We start from the raw sequence: 14,671 nt of genomic DNA on the forward strand, positions 1-14,671 counted from the left end.
ACGTCAGCTTCAACCACGTAATGTCAGCCGAAAAAATCCAGGGGCGAATGAAAAGCCCCTGGTTTTCAACCGAAATCTATTCGGCAAGTGGTGACTTTCTTTCGACAATCACGGGCAATTTCGCGGCCATCTCTTCGTTGATCTGGATGTATTCGTGCCACTCTTTAGGCACAGAGTCTTCATAATAGATGGCGTCGACCGGGCATTCCGGCTCGCAGGCACCGCAATCAATGCATAACTCAGGATCGATATAAAGCATCGTATCCCCTTCACGAAAACAGTCGCACGGGCAAACCGTAACGCAATCGGTATACTTACAGCCGTCGCACGGCGATGTAACAACAAAAGCCATGAGAACTTTCCTTACGCTTTGGTGTCATGAGTCTTAGGAGGAAGTCTTCCTCGTCTAATAGTTACATGCGTTTTCCTTTCGGGTTTGGTCACGCGACGAAGTTCTTTTCCGGAAAGCTTTTCAATGCAGGAAACAAAGACGCAGGCAGATCGGAACTCCCGGGAATTGCTCGCGGAGTTGATCGCCGGTCGACCGGAAGCCGCCGATCGGATCTTTACGCGTTACGCTGCACGTCTTTTGCCACTAATCAGGAAACAGATTTCACTGAAGTTACAAGGGCGGATCGATGCCGAGGACATCACCCAATCGGCGATGGGCAGCTTCTTTCACCGTGCATCGAACGATCAATTTGTGCTGGAGCGTTCCGGTGACCTGTGGAGATTGCTCGCCGCGATCTCTCTCAACAAGCTTCGCCGAAGAGTTGCTTGGCACTCGGCTGCTAAACGCTCGATCAAACGTGAAGAACCTACGCTGCCTGCAAGCAACGAAGCTATCCCATCCCACGAGGATGCCATCGCCGCATTGGAGATCGCCGAAGGGATCTTTCGAGAATTATCGGCTGACGAACAAACGGTGCTTCGGCTCACATTGTCAGGCGATACTCCCGAGGAAATTGCCCGCGAGATGAGCAAATCTCCGCGTACCGTCCGCCGCTGGCTGCAAGCCGTACGGGACGCGTTTGAACATCAGGTGGACATGCGGCATCTTCCCAAAGCAGAAGCCCGGGCAACGCTCTCATGGGAAGACTATCTGCTGAAACAGCACGTCGGTAGTGGCGGGTTCGGGAAGGTGTATCGTGCCATCGAAAAGCGTCGAAACCGCACCGTGGCTATCAAGGCACTCCATAAACGTCACCAGAAAGATCCGTTCGCGGTCGAGTACTTCATCCAGGAATCGACCCTATTAGCCAAAATCCACCACCCTTGTGTCGTCGGTGTGCACGGCCTAGGACAATACCCAGGCGGAGGCTACTTTCTAGTGCTCGACTGGGTCGAGGGTGAAGATTTGCAAAAGTTAATCGATAGGCAGCCCTTGAACGTTGCCGAGGCATTGCGAGTTATCCGGCAAGTGGCTGTTGGCATTGAAGCCGTTCACGAGGCAAATATTGTTCACGGCGATTTAAAACCAGGCAACGTTCTCGTTTCGCGATGCGGAGCCGTTCATGTGACCGATTTTGGATTCGCGGCCCTGCGGTCTGATCCACCCTCGAAACGCTTGCCACGCGGTGGCACCGTAGCGTATCTTGCCCCGGAACAACTTCAAGACTCGGCAATTGATAACACCCTAGATATCTATGGCCTGGGCGGGCTGCTATACGCTTTGCTCACTGGGCAGCCTCCACGGGTGGGTTCCCCATCCGAGATCTTGAACCAGCTAGAAAACAAACAGCCACCATTAAGACCTTCCGTCGCGAAACCGGAACTGTCTATCTCTCCGGAATTAGAGGCCCTCATACTTCGGTGCCTTGATCCTGATCCTGCTCGTCGGTTTTCCGATGTCTCCGCATTTCTAAACGCTGTAAAGAGAATTAACTGTTAACGATTCCCGGAGATAATTCAATGGACGTACTACACCACAATCAAGAAGCCTGGAATCGTCTGGTCGAAGCCAATGACCGCTGGACCGTGCCCGTCAGCTCGGAAGCAATCACTCAGGCCAGAGCAGGGGAGTGGTCGTTAATCCTTACGCCTACCAAGCCCGTTCCGCGGCATTGGTTTCCGGCGGATTTATCCGGAACGAATATCTTGTGTCTGGCTTCCGGCGGCGGTCAGCAAGGGCCCATCCTCGCGGCGACTGGGGCCGATGTGACGGTGTATGACAATTCGCCCAAGCAGTTAAGCCAAGACCGCTTTGTGGCCGAGCGTGATGGGCTTTCGCTGCAAACAGTGCAAGGCGACATGGCCGAGTTGGGAGCCTTTGCCGATGAGGCGTTCGACCTGATCTTTCATCCATGCTCGAACTGCTTTGCCAAGAACATTCTGCCGGTCTGGCGAGAGGCCTTTCGCGTACTAAAGCCAGGCGGGACACTTCTCGCTGGTATATCCAACCCGGTGCGATTTATCTTTGATGAGGCTGCTCAGGATGAACGCGGAGAGCTGGTTGTGCGGCACAAGATTCCGTACTCGGACATATCCCATCTGACGCCGGAAGAACTCGAAAAAGTGATGCGGTCGCAACCTCTCGCATTTGGGCACACGCTCGAAGACCAGCTTGGTGGTCAGCTGAAAGCAGGGTTTGTGCTGGTAGAGCTGTTTGAAGATCGATTCGACGAAAGCGATTTGATCTCGCGTTACGTCGACACCTTCATGGCAACTCGCGCTCTCAAGCCTGGCGGCTAGTCGAGCGACGGCAACGGACTTGCTTGCTGGGTCTGCGCCTGCATCAACGTCCGTACCGAAGCATACGCGGACTCCCATTTCCCGTCGCTGGCCTTCTGAGCTATCCCTTGAAGCCAGGCCGCTTCCTCGGGTTCTAACTCACCGTCTTGCGTAGACTGGTCGATCATTTGCGTGATCTTGGCGATCTTAGCCTCATTCTTTCCATTACAGGCCGAGCCCAAGGCCATCGCATAGTCGTACCCTTTGCGGCTGATCTCGCCAAAAGTCGGACGCGTGAGCCAATAAGCGATTGCAGCGGCAACAAGGACAATGCCGAGCAAGGCGACGATCAAAGTTCCTTTGGACAACTCCATAGTTAGAATCCCCTCGACTGAATGACTTCACCTTCGTTCATACTGGCCATCTCGGCGGCTAGAATCAGGTCGATCGTTTCCGGCTGGAGACTGACCGAACCATCGCCGAACAGGACGTTCCCGCCGCCTGGGTGTTCGGAGTACATCTGCCCCACGTGTAGTGTCGGATAGTTCATTGGATGAATGATCGGATCGCCGGTGATATCGAGCTCGCCTCCGGATGGACCGACATGCATCATGACGAGCGTTGCCGCCGCGTCCGGCCCGTTCTCAGGCGTGGAAAACCTTGGATGAGTAAACGCTCCGGGGATGGCACCGACCCATGTCTTGTCGCTGAGTTTCGAGGAGTGCTCGCTGATGAATAGCGTATTGGTCGTGCCGTCGGTCACGTCACGGAAGCTGACCTTCGAGTTACGGTAGAAAGGTCCATCGGCAACCTTCGAGGCATCGCCATGAATCTGAACTGTGGTGGTGGTCCCGGTATAGATGTTGGTGAACACAGGGCCACTGGCCGACGATCCGCATTCTCCCCAGCACGACTCTTGCCCGTGACTGGCGATGTAGTGTGAACGACCTACGTCTATGGAACTGCCATATCGTGTGAGAGCGTTCCCAGAACTATCACGGACGGTAAAGGGATCGTGTTCTCCGCTGGACGACGGGCAAAGATAGGCTTCCAGCTTCGTGCTGATAAAAGGCCGATTCGCAGAATCCCAGATGGGCTGCCTCATATTTAACGAATCGGTAATGTTGCGTTGCTCCATAAACGGCAGGAGCAACGCCCCCCACCCCCAGCCAGGTGCGGCGTCCCAAGTATCCGAGTCGATCGAAGCCCAAGCAGGCCCATTGCCATCGCGTGTCGCGTAGCTGACATATCCCGATGGAAACACCTGATGGGTCGACGCGTAATTGTGAATTGCGAGACCGATTTGCTTCAGATTGTTGGTGCACTGCATACGCCGAGCCGCTTCTCTGGCTTGCTGCACCGCTGGCAACAGCAGAGCAATTAACACACCAATGATGGCAATTACCACCAATAACTCCACCAGAGTAAATCCACGACGTAAATGATTCATTTCCGCAAATCTCCGCCCAGCAACCACCAGGTACCAAAGCCATAGTTTCCAGTAACAGCATCATAAATTTTGATTACTCAAAACATAGTCGCGAAGCCCCAGCATTGTCAATCACCAAACAATAAACTTTGGCTAATCAAAACGTTCTGTCCTAGATATCAAGCAAGGACGAACTGGCTATGCACACCCGATATGGGGGGCTATATGGCTAGATCTGGGCGACAAATTCAAGGCCGATTTTGACCCGAATTTCGCCACTCTCGAGATTGAAATAGATGACTCGGCCACTCGTGCCGCCGACGTGCTGCGACAAAATGGGAATCTTATTGAGCCTAAGAAGCTCTCGGGCCTTGTCGAGGTTCTTGCGGCCCACCTCATGTGCGGTACTCGATGACTTAAACATATTTGAGCCGCCACTCAGCTTGGCAACGATGGCTCGACGTCGAGCTCCACTCTTAGCCAACTGGTCCAACATCTCGGGGATGGCCGTATCCACGAAACGACCAGGCTGTTTATTGCAACCTTGGCTGTCACTCAGCATCGTATGAGCTAGGGCACCCTGACGTGTTTCCTGACACCAGAATGCGATACCGACGCAACTACCTAGCAAAGTCTCCAGCACATTTGGTGCTGAAGAGGCGACGATCCCGGCCATGGGCACGCGGATCGAAGTCTTGCTGAGGTTTCCGATAGCCATTTCGCTTTTTCCCTGTCGATTCGGCAAGGCACCCCACACGGTTTTGGGGTGCGACTAAATCTAGCATACGGTCCTCTGTGAGCAGCAAAGGATGAAGATTTCTCGCTGTTTCCCTTCCGGTGGGGGCAGCCTGGGCGACCAAAGAAAACGATTATTCCTATCGAAGCACTTGCTCAACTCAAGTACCCCCCAGGCTGAGTTCGCGATTCAGGCGGATTTTTTCATGTTTGAAATTCCGCGATATCAGGCAATTTCACCCCAGAAAGTTGACTTTGCTTTGATTAATTGGTACTAAATACTTCACAACTTGCTAAATCTCTGATACTCTCCGCATGTTCACCCTTTGACGCATTCATAAAGAAGAGCCATGGCTAAAAAGAAGGCGAAACCGCCAGTTGCCGACGCTAACGTACGAGTTCCGCGAAAAGAGCCATACGACAGTGACCGCATGAGCAATGTCGTGGAACGTCTGCGTGAGCAAGCAGGGCGTATTTCGCAGCTGGCGCGAACACTGGATGACGCGGATATCGATGAAGTCGTCATCGATGGACATGCGATGCTCTTACGCGGTTTGAACCAGATCGACAACTTCGCTGACAACGCCGCTCGTGCCGTCCGCGAAGCACGTACGATGAAGTTCGGCTAAACACGAACAAGCCCGTGCCGCCTCGGAATGGACCTTCCTTGCTGACGCTACCAGGGGAGATCGAACACTCTCATTTTATGCGCGGGGAGAGCGAATGGCCGATAAGAAGGTCTCTTGGGCCGCGTGGGGCTGGCTGACCTTGTTGGTGCTTATGTTGGTCATACCGATTCTTGGGGTGGCCATCGATCAAGCGTCCGCGCTGGGCTCGCTTCTCTTCCCGGTGATCGTTGGCTGCATGCTCGGTGCTTCCACGTTTCTTGCGGCGTTATACGTCAAAAACTATCCCTGGTGGTGGTCTATTGCGCTGGCCGTGTGGACGTTGATGCTGGTATTCTTTCACCGGCAACTAGGGCTGTTACTAACCGGGGGCGTGCTAGGCTGCGTTCTTGTTGTATTTAGAACGCCATTGCTTCAAGCTGGCCAACGCATGGTCCGCTGGTACCTAAACCGTCGAAAATCAGAGACGTCTGACTGAGCTTAGAGGACTAAGTTTTGGAACTGTCATCGGCGTCCGATTCTTGATCGTCATCCGCCATCGGCTTCTTATTCCACAGCATCTCGATTATCCGAAAGCCTTCGGGATCGTGTTGCAACAGTTCTGGCTTCACAAACGGATAAAAGTCGTTGGTCCCGAAATAAGCCTCCGACGATTCGGCAAAGTATTCTCTTTCGTTCTCAATGGCGTAGTGCTTTTTCTCATCGCCATTGATGTGCCGGACCTTGTCGTACCCACCTGACTTTCTTGCTCGCTGAAATGCCTCGATAATTCGCGGCTCATCATAACCGAGAACTCGGTCGTGATAGCCGTGCGAGAGTTCGTGCAGCAGCATGAACGGCTGCTCTTTTGTCCACTTCAGAAACGTCTTTGCGTTAGAGATTTCAACAGCCTTGGCTTTTTCACGAAGGAAACCATTATCGCTCAGCCAATCGGCCGACACATGGTAACACGCACACGGATTAGCATGCGTATTGTCACTTTCCAGCCAAATTGGAATTTTCTGGATCGCGGTAATCGCTTGCTCTGGAACGCGTCGCTGAATCTCGTAGAGCTGATAGTCGATCAGCTCTAAAGCGGCTTCCCCCGTTTCCCTCTCCTCGCGTAGTAAGGTCTTATGCACAAAGACATCCCACCCGCGGATATTTTTCTGATGATAGGCGCTGACAGGATCAGGCTTCGCCGTCTCGTTGTCACTGGTTTCAGCCCCCAAGACCACCGTAAATATTACAAGCCAATACATCGACTAACTCCCTAAGAAACCGGCAGAACGCCTTCTTAAGATTAACCCAACGGTGACCAGACCGCAAAACGGGTGCGACGAAGTACCTTCTCTTAGGATGCCGAGTACTGCTCGGCATATTCGACGACCCACAAATCGATTAGGTCACGAAAGTCGGCTTCTTCGACCTCGCTTAGCTTTTCGAAGTGGTTTCGATGGAATAGCTCTTTGTTACGGATCATTCCTTTGCCGGCGAGTTCAAGCACTCGCACCGATGAAAAAGGCTTGACCGCCAATTCAATCCGGCTGTAGAGATTGCGTCGTTTTCCGCCGGTCAGATCTAAATCATCGCGAACACAGGCTCCGCCCCAGCCTTGATCGCCAAAGAGCGTTTCATACTGGAAACCAGGAAAGTGATTGGGCAGCTTTTTGAGACACTTTTCGATGTAATCCGAGATCTTGAGACGTAATCGACTGTGTAGTTCGCGGCACTCCTCATCGGACATAGCCGCCTCGTGGGCAGCACGCTGCTTTGATTCGCTCCGTTTCTCACCGCGCTCGATAGCGCGTTTCAATCGATCTTCAAAGTCGGACATACGACAGTCTTTCCCCTAGGCAGAACTTAGAATTGCGTACGTTCCATTATTACGCCTGACCGTGATAGGAAAAACCACCGCTATGTGTTGGGGGTTTCCGTAGGACGTTTTTAGTTTTCAGCGAGGGAAAGCCAGAACGCACACCGCTTCTTGCTGGACGAAATAGGTCATCCTGTAGGCTACTTCTTCGGCTTTTTCTTATCGTCTCGCTGATTTTCGAAAAACTGCTGAAGGTCACCAAAGGAACGAAGTGGTTCTTTGCCTTCCTTCATCGCATCGGAAATAGGTTTGGAAGGCTTCGGCTTGGCTCGGCGATCCGCGTTTCGCGGCCTGCCCCCCTGCTTGGCTTTGCCATGTCCACCACCGGCCTGAGGTTTATGACCGGCTTTTCCCTTGCCCCGCTGAGGACGTTCGGCGCGGGGTGGCCGATTGGCACGACCCTGCGGCTTTTCCTTCTTCTCGGTCTGAATAGAAGGGTCGATTGCAGTCAACGAGACACGACGGCGTTCGCGATCGATTTCGATCACCCACACACGGATTACGTCGCCAACACTGACCACTTCGTGCGGGTCTGCCACGTAACGATCGGCTAAACGGCTGATGTGAACCATCCCGCTGTCATGCAGACCAATGTCGACGAATGCACCAAAGTCGACCACGTTTAAAACCGTGCCCATCATTTCCATGCCCGGCTCCAGGTCTTCCAGCTTGAGCACGCCGCGGCGGAAGAGGGGAGGGGGGAAGTCGGCACGCGGGTCACGACCAGGACGTGATAGTGCCCCAGTAATATCGCGAGCCAGGTGGACACCGATGTTCAATTCTTCGGCCAGCTTGTCGATTTCAGCGGACGCAATCTTCGCCAGAAGCTGCTTGTGGTTTTCATCCGACGCTCCTATTTCTGCCGGTGCCGGCTGCGGGGCGGGCACTTCGGCCTCTTCCGTCGGGGTGTCTGCTTCTTTCGCAGCTTCGCTTCCAGGCTCAACTGGGGCGGTTGGCACCTCTTCCGAAACCACGACCGCTTCCGCTGAAGGTGCCTCGACGCCAGTCTCGCTTCCTGCTTCGGTCGTGGTCGTTGCCGACGCAACAGCTTCAACAGCTTCAACAGCTTCAACAGCTTCAACAGCTTCAACAGCTTCAACAGCTTCGGCTTCTGCTGGCTGCGTTTCTGCTGGCTGCGTTTCTGCTGGCTGCGTTTCGGCCGCCGGCTCGGAAACCGTTTTCTCTTCTTCCAACTGGAACGACTTTGGCTTCTCCACAATCGGAGGTGGCGAAGGCACGGTCGACAGAACTTCGGTCAATGAGCAGCCAAGCTTTTCTAGAAGCTTCGTGGTGACCTCGTAACTTTCCGGGTGAATCCAGGTAGCGTCCAGAGGATTCTCAGCGGGAACCACCTTCAAAAAACCAGCCGCTTGAACGAACGTCGCCTCGCCAATACCGGCAACCTCGCGAATCTCTTCGCGGGAACGGAATGGTCCTTTCATTTGGCGGTGTTCGTAGATTCGACGGGCCGTTAATTGATTGAGGCCCGACACATAGCTCAACAAGGCCGGGCTGGCCGTGTTCACGTCTACGCCCACATAGTTGACGCACGATTCAACTACATCGTCCAGCGAGTCCCGCAGGTGCTTAGCTTTGACGTCGTGCTGATAGAGCCCCACGCCAATATTCGATGGGTTGATCTTTACCAGTTCCGAGAGCGGGTCCAAGAGCCGACGACCGATACTGATTGTGCCGCGGATGGTCGCATCGAACTTAGGGAATTCTTCGCGTCCCAATTCGCTGGTCGAGTAAACGCTTGCCCCAGCTTCGTTGACGATCAGGTAGCAGATGTCACGGTCTTTCAGTTCGTCGGCAATTGCACTGGCAACGATCTGCTCTGTTTCACGACAAGCCGTGCCGTTTCCGATCGCGACAATTTGCGCGTCGAACTGCTTAATCATTTCGACAATTCGGCTGCGGCTCTTTTCGACGCGATCCTGAGGGCCGATGAGGTGAATCACCCCAGTCCCCAGCACGTTGCCGAAAGGATCGATCGTTACCAGCTTGCACCCACTGCGGAATCCTGGGTCGACGGCGAGAACGCGTTTTCCGCGCACAGGAGGCTGAAGCAGCAGTTTGCGGAGGTTGCAGGCAAAAACCTCGATCGCATGCATTTCCGCTTTTTCGGTCAGTTCGCGTCGGATTTCACGTTCGATACTTGGGATGATCAAACGATTGAGACTATCACGCAAGCACTGCTTCAGATAATCCGCGTGCGAATGCCCTTCGGGGACAACGACTTCTTCGGCTGTCTTGGTGATCTTATCGAAATCGACCTCGATACGTACTTTCAGGAATCGGGTACGATCGCCGCGATTGATGGCCAGAACTCGGTGTGGTGGGATCTTCGAGACCGGCTCGTGGTAGTCGTAGTAGTCGCGGAATGCCTTGTCCTTCTTGGCGCGTTCTTTCTCTTTCTGACGCTTGCGTTTCTCGCGACGAATCTCTTGAATCGTGGGTTTCTTCCCGCTCTCTTTTTCCCCTTCGGGCTTTGCTCCCGGCTTCGCTTCACCAGAATCATTCGCGTCCGAATTAGTAGATTCGCTGCTTGCCGTCGAGCCTTCTTCAGTCTGGCTGGCCGACACCTCGTCCGCCGTGTCACTATTATCTTCGTCTGAATCAGGCTCATCTGGTTGATCTGAGTTTTCGATCCGCGAGCTGGTCAACTGTCCAGTCTTCCAGAACAACTTGCGAAGTCGTCCTCGCAATAATGCGTTCTCGGAGAAGACTTCAGCGACGATACAGCCAACCCCTTGTATGACCGCATCGGTATCGGCCAAGGACTTTTCTGCATCGACGAATGCTTCGGAGCGGGCTTTTAAGTCTTTGGCTTCTTCGGCATCGCTAAGAACTTCCAAGGCCAACGGTTCTAAACCGCGTTCACGTGCCTGGGTTGCCAGGGTTTGCTTCTTGGGCTTGAAGGGTAGATAGAGATCTTCCAGAAGCTTCTGAGTTTGAGCTCTCTTGATCTGCTCGGCGAGTTCTTCGGTTAGCTTGTCTTGCGACTGGATCGACTTGAGAATCGTCCGCTTGCGTTCATTCAATTGACGCAGCTTGGTGTTGCTGCTTTGAATGGCGCGGATTTGCTCTTCGTCTAAGCCGCCCGTCTCGTCTTTGCGATAGCGCGTAATAAACGGAACGGTGTTTCCATCATCAAGCAGTTCGACGGTTCGCTGAACTTTTTCGAGAGGAATACCAACTTCACGGGCGACAATTTGAAGGTCCGTGACGATCGTCGTATCCATGTGGATGCCTGAGGAGCTTTCGCAAACTTGCGCGCCATAGATTTGACGTAAGCGCAGATGCTGGTTGACTAAAGCGATACCTAGTATCGATGATACCAGCACGGCAACATAGGGGCAGCGGTGACGGTTGTCAAGGATTAGCGGAGGGATGCGACCCCATATTTAACGGACGTTTTGCACGAATCTTTTTTCTACACCTCGTTGTGGTGTCCCTTCGTCACAATTCAGGGGAATCTGAGGGAATACGCAGACTACTGGTTTTATAGCGTATTCGAGCCATATTCGTATAAAAAAAGTGCCGCCCCCAGAAATCTGATGAGCGGCACTCGCGTCTTCGTGTACGCAATTGCAATTAGCAATTAATATCCGATATCAAACGGAGCCGGATCCAGAAAGTCTCGCGGCCCGCGAGTTGTATAGTACGGGTAAGTCACTTGAGCCGAACCGGATCCGCCTTGGACGGCCGGTGGCGGAGCGCTCACGCTCGACGGATTGTTACAGGGACTTGCCCCGATACGATGGCAACAGCCACTGCCCGCCAGAAGGCAAACGGCTGCCAGAATGAAGAACAAGCGATTCATAGAGAATTTCCTCGCGCGTTTGCGGGCACGGCGTTGGGTCGTTTTGGGGGTCATTTATTTCAGCGGCAAGGTGCAGGGGCCTCGTGCTGAAACTTGGCACTCGCCAAGTGTCTCTACAAGGCAAGTCCAGTAGGATTGATCGGCCTAAGATCCGGGAAAATTGAACAATTCGTGTCAATCCCTATCAGTGGCCAGAGATTTCGAGCGATGGCAGGCAGAAATGCTCGTGTGCTAGCGATGCCTAGCCGAACTGGGCATGCATCCACATCTTAGCTTGGCTAGGACTCAAGTTAGCTAGAATGCGGGTTTCTAATTCCACCAGAAGTATCGCCAGCTGCTCTTCAAACACTTGCTTCTCGTGTTTCAGTTGCAGCCATAACTGCTCCATGGCTGCCTCGGCCTCCATAGAGATTTTTCGAACGGATAACATCTGATCCGCCGTTAGATTGAGCTGCTGCAGGAACTTACTGTCCCGTTGGAAGAGCATTACTTTTTCCACCCGATGCAGGGTCGGCAATGACCTTGAGAAGTCGATAAGCTTGGTCATCTCATCCGTGTTGGGCGCGACGTAGCCGTGACTGGTGGCATGGGCGATCTCCTTCCGCCAATTGCGTTCGCCCGAGCGAAGTGTCTGCCACTGCTGGAGCATATCGTCCCAGGCCAGTTCGACCGTCGGCACCATCGCTGCCAATTGGCCGGAAAACGATTGAGCGGTGCAATACATCGAAAAGAGCACAGCCAGAACCATGGCGGCCATCAAGCGAAGATTACGTCCAACCGAGTTTCGGTCTTCTCCGTAAATCTCGCGGACAACCCGTGTCCCCAAACGCAAGCAAATGCGTGATTTAGTCGCCGAGGCAGATTCGTCCTCGCGAGGGACAATACTGATGATTTGGACTTCATAGGCACTGTGTCCCATCAGGTTCAAGCGGGCGATTTCTCCGAATAAGGGGCAATCCGACTCGCAAACAAAGCCTTGCTCACCCAGTCTGCGTCGCGGAATCTCGATGGCCACGGCAAAACCTGCCATCGATTCATCCAACAATTCCGCCTTGTAGGTATCTTTACCAACCCTCAACTGGGCTTTTACCCGTGAAGGAACGACGGAAAATCGCATCGAATTTCGACGATCAGAGTTCATCGGATTTCAGAACGAATGAGAAAAGGCGAAAAGTTTACTCGAAGTATAGGTCCCAATTCCCCTACAACCTGGCAACGAACTTAGGAAATAGTAAGAGAAAATTCCTAACCAAGCGTTCGACTTGCCCGTAACTTAGGGATTACCCGTACAACCGACTACCTGCCGAATAAGGTTTGCCTCGCAGGTCCCGACTGACAACAATAAAGCATCGCTAGTGTTATCGCGTTCCTATCTATCGCTTGCATCGAAGCCTATGAGTGTTGCCGCCAGCGTGGCCCAAAATACGGTTGAGTCCTACCAGAAAGCTGGGCGAATCTTGCGAGAGTCTTCGCTACGGCGAGGCAATGTCGTTCACCTGGATGCATCGAATACCGATGATGTGATGGTGACAGCTGACCTGCACGGCAATCGCACCAACTTTCGGCAAATCCTCAACCTTGCCGCTTTAGAGAGCAATCCACATCGGCACTTGGTATTTCAGGAAGTGTGCCACGGAGGCCCGACCTACCCCAAAGCCGGCGGGTGCATGTCTCACTTGATGCTGGAAGACATCGCTAAGTTGGTTATTCGCTTCCCGGATCAGGTTCACTTCTTGATTTCTAACCACGAGCTGGCCGAACTGACTGACTTTCCGATCATGAAAGCGGGCAAGATGCTCAACCTGATGTTCCGCTGCGGAATGGGGCAGATGTACGGCGATGCCGTCCCGGTTGTGCGTGCCGCCCAGTTGGAATTTTTGTCGAGCCTCCCCATCGCGATCCGAATTGGGGATCAGATTATGGTCTCGCATAGCCTGCCCAAGCAGTGCGACGACGAACCGTTTGACGCCAGTATCTTCGATCGGGAACTGACCTCACACGATCGCGCTTGCGGCGGTTCGCTGCATCGCTTGGTCTGGGGACGTGATTTCCGTCAAGAGAATGTCGACCGCTTGGCAGAGCAGCTCGGAGTCGAGCTTTTCATCACCGGACATGAACCTTGTCAGTATGGATTTGCATCTCCGAATTCACGCCAGATTGTGCTCGACTGTTGCAGCCGACTGGGCAAGTACCTTATGATCCCCATGTCCGATGACCTGACTCAGGAAGACCTTCTGAACCGAATCCATTCTCTTCACGATCCTATCTTGGCAGCTATGTCCTAAAAATGGGCAACGATCCCCTTTTTGACGACGACATCCCAGAAGTCCACCAGCCCCAACCCAAGCGGCCGTGGCGACCACGCTTTGGCATCGGTTCAATCATGCTGGCAACCTTCCTGCTAAGCGTACTCTTCGTGATGGGGCACTACATGCTGAACGATTCCCAGCAAGGGGTCCTTTCCAATCGTTTCAGCTTTCTATTTGTTACCCTGGCCGCGCCAATGCTGCTGCTCACCATTCTGAGCATTGGCAGAGAAGTCTTGCGCTACTGGGAAAAGCAATCGCGGCGTAAGAACCACTAATTAACCTGAATTGATTACGTTCGATCGATTCGTAATCGAGCCGGCAAACCATCCGGCATCTTGGCTTCGTCCTGGGCGATTAGACGAACTACCGCACGCTTGGGTGCCAAGAGGGCATCATCGGCATAGACCACGTCGAACCGAGCTTCTTTCGGTCCAACGGTAACGTTCCTGTCTTTAAGCGCGTTTTCCTTTTGAAAATGCTGCCAACTCCAACGTCTCAGCCAAGCGGCGACCTCATTCAAGTCGTGCTGCTTGCTGTCCGCATAAACCTCGAAGTCAGGCAAACCAAGCTGCGCGTTCCCGATCGTTTCAAAGATAATCCAGCGATCGTCCAGCCAAGATAGCCGCAGGTTGGCAAATAGATCGAGCGGAGGAAATCCGGCGACTTTGCTGGCCTGGAGGATTTCGTCGAGCACTTCGATCGGCAAGAAGATCTCTCCGCCTGGGCAGAAATAGCCAGCCACGTCTGGAAGCGAACCAATGGACAAGCTCACCTTGGCCAAGGCCATCAAGCGAGCAAGCACATCCGCTGCCGACGAAGGCTCATTGGTCTCTTGCAGCATCCGCACAAGGACAATGGCTTGATGCTGGGCGGCCTCTTCGGTGGCTTGAGCCCAATTCACATTAAACTTACAAGCACGCTCCAGTGCTCCACTGTAACTAAAGGGGCCCAAGTCTTGCTCAGGCTCGATCTTAGCAGGCCAAGGAGATTCGACCGTCTCGATAATGATGTCCGGTCCGCCGTGAGGCAATTTCCCCTGAAGCTTGCGACTACCGCCTTGATCGTCAGCCTCTACAAGCGAGCAAGGCAACTTGCCGGCTTCCAACTGCTTTTGAATCTCTTCGAGGGTGAAGACTCGCTTGGCGAGCAGCGCTAATGCTTGAGTACAGACAGTTTCCGACACGTGATCGTTCCCCTCTTGTGTGGCAAGCGAGTCGCGCG

At 53.5% G+C, this 14,671-nt stretch carries 16 protein-coding genes; 6 read left to right on the forward strand and 10 right to left on the reverse strand.

Annotated elements, in window-relative coordinates:
* Positions 1 to 76 precede the first annotated feature (76 nt).
* On the reverse strand, positions 77 to 352 hold the full coding sequence (locus tag HOV93_RS09040) for an indolepyruvate ferredoxin oxidoreductase subunit alpha (RefSeq protein ID WP_207396160.1): 276 nt from the start codon (positions 350 to 352) through the stop codon (positions 77 to 79).
* A gap of 123 nt (positions 353 to 475) precedes the next feature.
* Here HOV93_RS09040 and HOV93_RS09045 point away from each other — a divergent pair, with 123 nt between their 5' ends.
* Complete coding sequence (locus HOV93_RS09045; RefSeq protein WP_207396161.1) at positions 476 to 1,891, forward strand: protein kinase domain-containing protein; 1,416 nt, start codon at positions 476 to 478, stop codon at positions 1,889 to 1,891.
* 20 nt (positions 1,892 to 1,911) lie between these two features.
* Positions 1,912 to 2,691 carry a class I SAM-dependent methyltransferase gene (locus tag HOV93_RS09050; RefSeq protein ID WP_207396162.1) on the forward strand — a complete coding sequence of 260 codons (780 nt, stop codon included), beginning with the start codon at positions 1,912 to 1,914 and terminating at the stop codon, positions 2,689 to 2,691.
* Here HOV93_RS09050 and HOV93_RS09055 read toward each other — a convergent pair.
* From HOV93_RS09055 to HOV93_RS09065, 3 genes are all read right to left on the reverse strand, one after another.
* Complete coding sequence (locus HOV93_RS09055) at positions 2,688 to 3,044, reverse strand: hypothetical protein (protein WP_207396163.1); 357 nt, start codon at positions 3,042 to 3,044, stop codon at positions 2,688 to 2,690. The genes HOV93_RS09050 and HOV93_RS09055 overlap by 4 nt on opposite strands.
* A gap of 2 nt (positions 3,045 to 3,046) precedes the next feature.
* The gene (locus HOV93_RS09060; protein WP_207396164.1) at positions 3,047 to 4,120 is read right to left on the reverse strand and encodes a DUF1559 domain-containing protein; all 1,074 of its coding nucleotides are present in this window, start codon (positions 4,118 to 4,120) and stop codon (positions 3,047 to 3,049) included.
* A 208-nt stretch (positions 4,121 to 4,328) separates the two neighbouring features.
* Positions 4,329 to 4,817, reverse strand: a complete 489-nt coding sequence (locus HOV93_RS09065) for a chemotaxis protein CheD (RefSeq protein WP_207396165.1) — start codon at positions 4,815 to 4,817, stop codon at positions 4,329 to 4,331.
* A 367-nt stretch (positions 4,818 to 5,184) separates the two neighbouring features.
* On the opposite strand from HOV93_RS09065, the gene HOV93_RS09070 reads away from it, so the two are divergent.
* Together HOV93_RS09070 and HOV93_RS09075 are read left to right on the forward strand one after the other, a co-directional pair.
* Positions 5,185 to 5,463 carry a hypothetical protein gene (locus HOV93_RS09070; RefSeq protein ID WP_207396166.1) on the forward strand — a complete coding sequence of 93 codons (279 nt, stop codon included), beginning with the start codon at positions 5,185 to 5,187 and terminating at the stop codon, positions 5,461 to 5,463.
* 94 nt (positions 5,464 to 5,557) lie between these two features.
* Positions 5,558 to 5,938, forward strand: a complete 381-nt coding sequence (locus HOV93_RS09075) for a hypothetical protein (RefSeq protein ID WP_207396167.1) — start codon at positions 5,558 to 5,560, stop codon at positions 5,936 to 5,938.
* Between the two features lie 10 nt (positions 5,939 to 5,948).
* Here HOV93_RS09075 and HOV93_RS09080 read toward each other — a convergent pair whose 3' ends face one another.
* From HOV93_RS09080 to HOV93_RS09100, 5 genes are all read right to left on the reverse strand, one after another.
* Positions 5,949 to 6,701 carry a hypothetical protein gene (locus HOV93_RS09080; protein WP_207396168.1) on the reverse strand — a complete coding sequence of 251 codons (753 nt, stop codon included), beginning with the start codon at positions 6,699 to 6,701 and terminating at the stop codon, positions 5,949 to 5,951.
* Positions 6,702 to 6,793: 92 nt separating this feature from the next.
* Positions 6,794 to 7,276, reverse strand: a complete 483-nt coding sequence (locus HOV93_RS09085) for a hypothetical protein (protein ID WP_207396169.1) — start codon at positions 7,274 to 7,276, stop codon at positions 6,794 to 6,796.
* A 179-nt stretch (positions 7,277 to 7,455) separates the two neighbouring features.
* Complete coding sequence (locus HOV93_RS09090; RefSeq protein ID WP_207396170.1) at positions 7,456 to 10,560, reverse strand: Tex-like N-terminal domain-containing protein; 3,105 nt, start codon at positions 10,558 to 10,560, stop codon at positions 7,456 to 7,458.
* Between the two features lie 359 nt (positions 10,561 to 10,919).
* The gene (locus HOV93_RS09095; RefSeq protein WP_207396171.1) at positions 10,920 to 11,141 is read right to left on the reverse strand and encodes a hypothetical protein; all 222 of its coding nucleotides are present in this window, start codon (positions 11,139 to 11,141) and stop codon (positions 10,920 to 10,922) included.
* Between the two features lie 241 nt (positions 11,142 to 11,382).
* On the reverse strand, positions 11,383 to 12,258 hold the full coding sequence (locus HOV93_RS09100) for a hypothetical protein (RefSeq protein WP_207396172.1): 876 nt from the start codon (positions 12,256 to 12,258) through the stop codon (positions 11,383 to 11,385).
* Between the two features lie 277 nt (positions 12,259 to 12,535).
* Between HOV93_RS09100 and HOV93_RS09105 the strand changes: the two genes are divergently transcribed.
* Positions 12,536 to 13,426 carry a metallophosphoesterase gene (locus tag HOV93_RS09105; RefSeq protein WP_207396173.1) on the forward strand — a complete coding sequence of 297 codons (891 nt, stop codon included), beginning with the start codon at positions 12,536 to 12,538 and terminating at the stop codon, positions 13,424 to 13,426.
* Between the two features lie 2 nt (positions 13,427 to 13,428).
* Positions 13,429 to 13,725, forward strand: a complete 297-nt coding sequence (locus HOV93_RS09110; RefSeq protein ID WP_207396174.1) for a hypothetical protein — start codon at positions 13,429 to 13,431, stop codon at positions 13,723 to 13,725.
* Between the two features lie 14 nt (positions 13,726 to 13,739).
* Here the strand turns inward: HOV93_RS09110 and HOV93_RS09115 are convergent, their stop codons facing one another.
* On the reverse strand, positions 13,740 to 14,633 hold the full coding sequence (locus tag HOV93_RS09115) for a hypothetical protein (RefSeq protein WP_207396175.1): 894 nt from the start codon (positions 14,631 to 14,633) through the stop codon (positions 13,740 to 13,742).
* Between the last annotated feature and the right edge of the window lie 38 nt (positions 14,634 to 14,671).

The sequence above is a fragment of the Bremerella alba genome (assembly GCF_013618625.1).
Classification (GTDB): domain Bacteria; phylum Planctomycetota; class Planctomycetia; order Pirellulales; family Pirellulaceae; genus Bremerella; species Bremerella alba.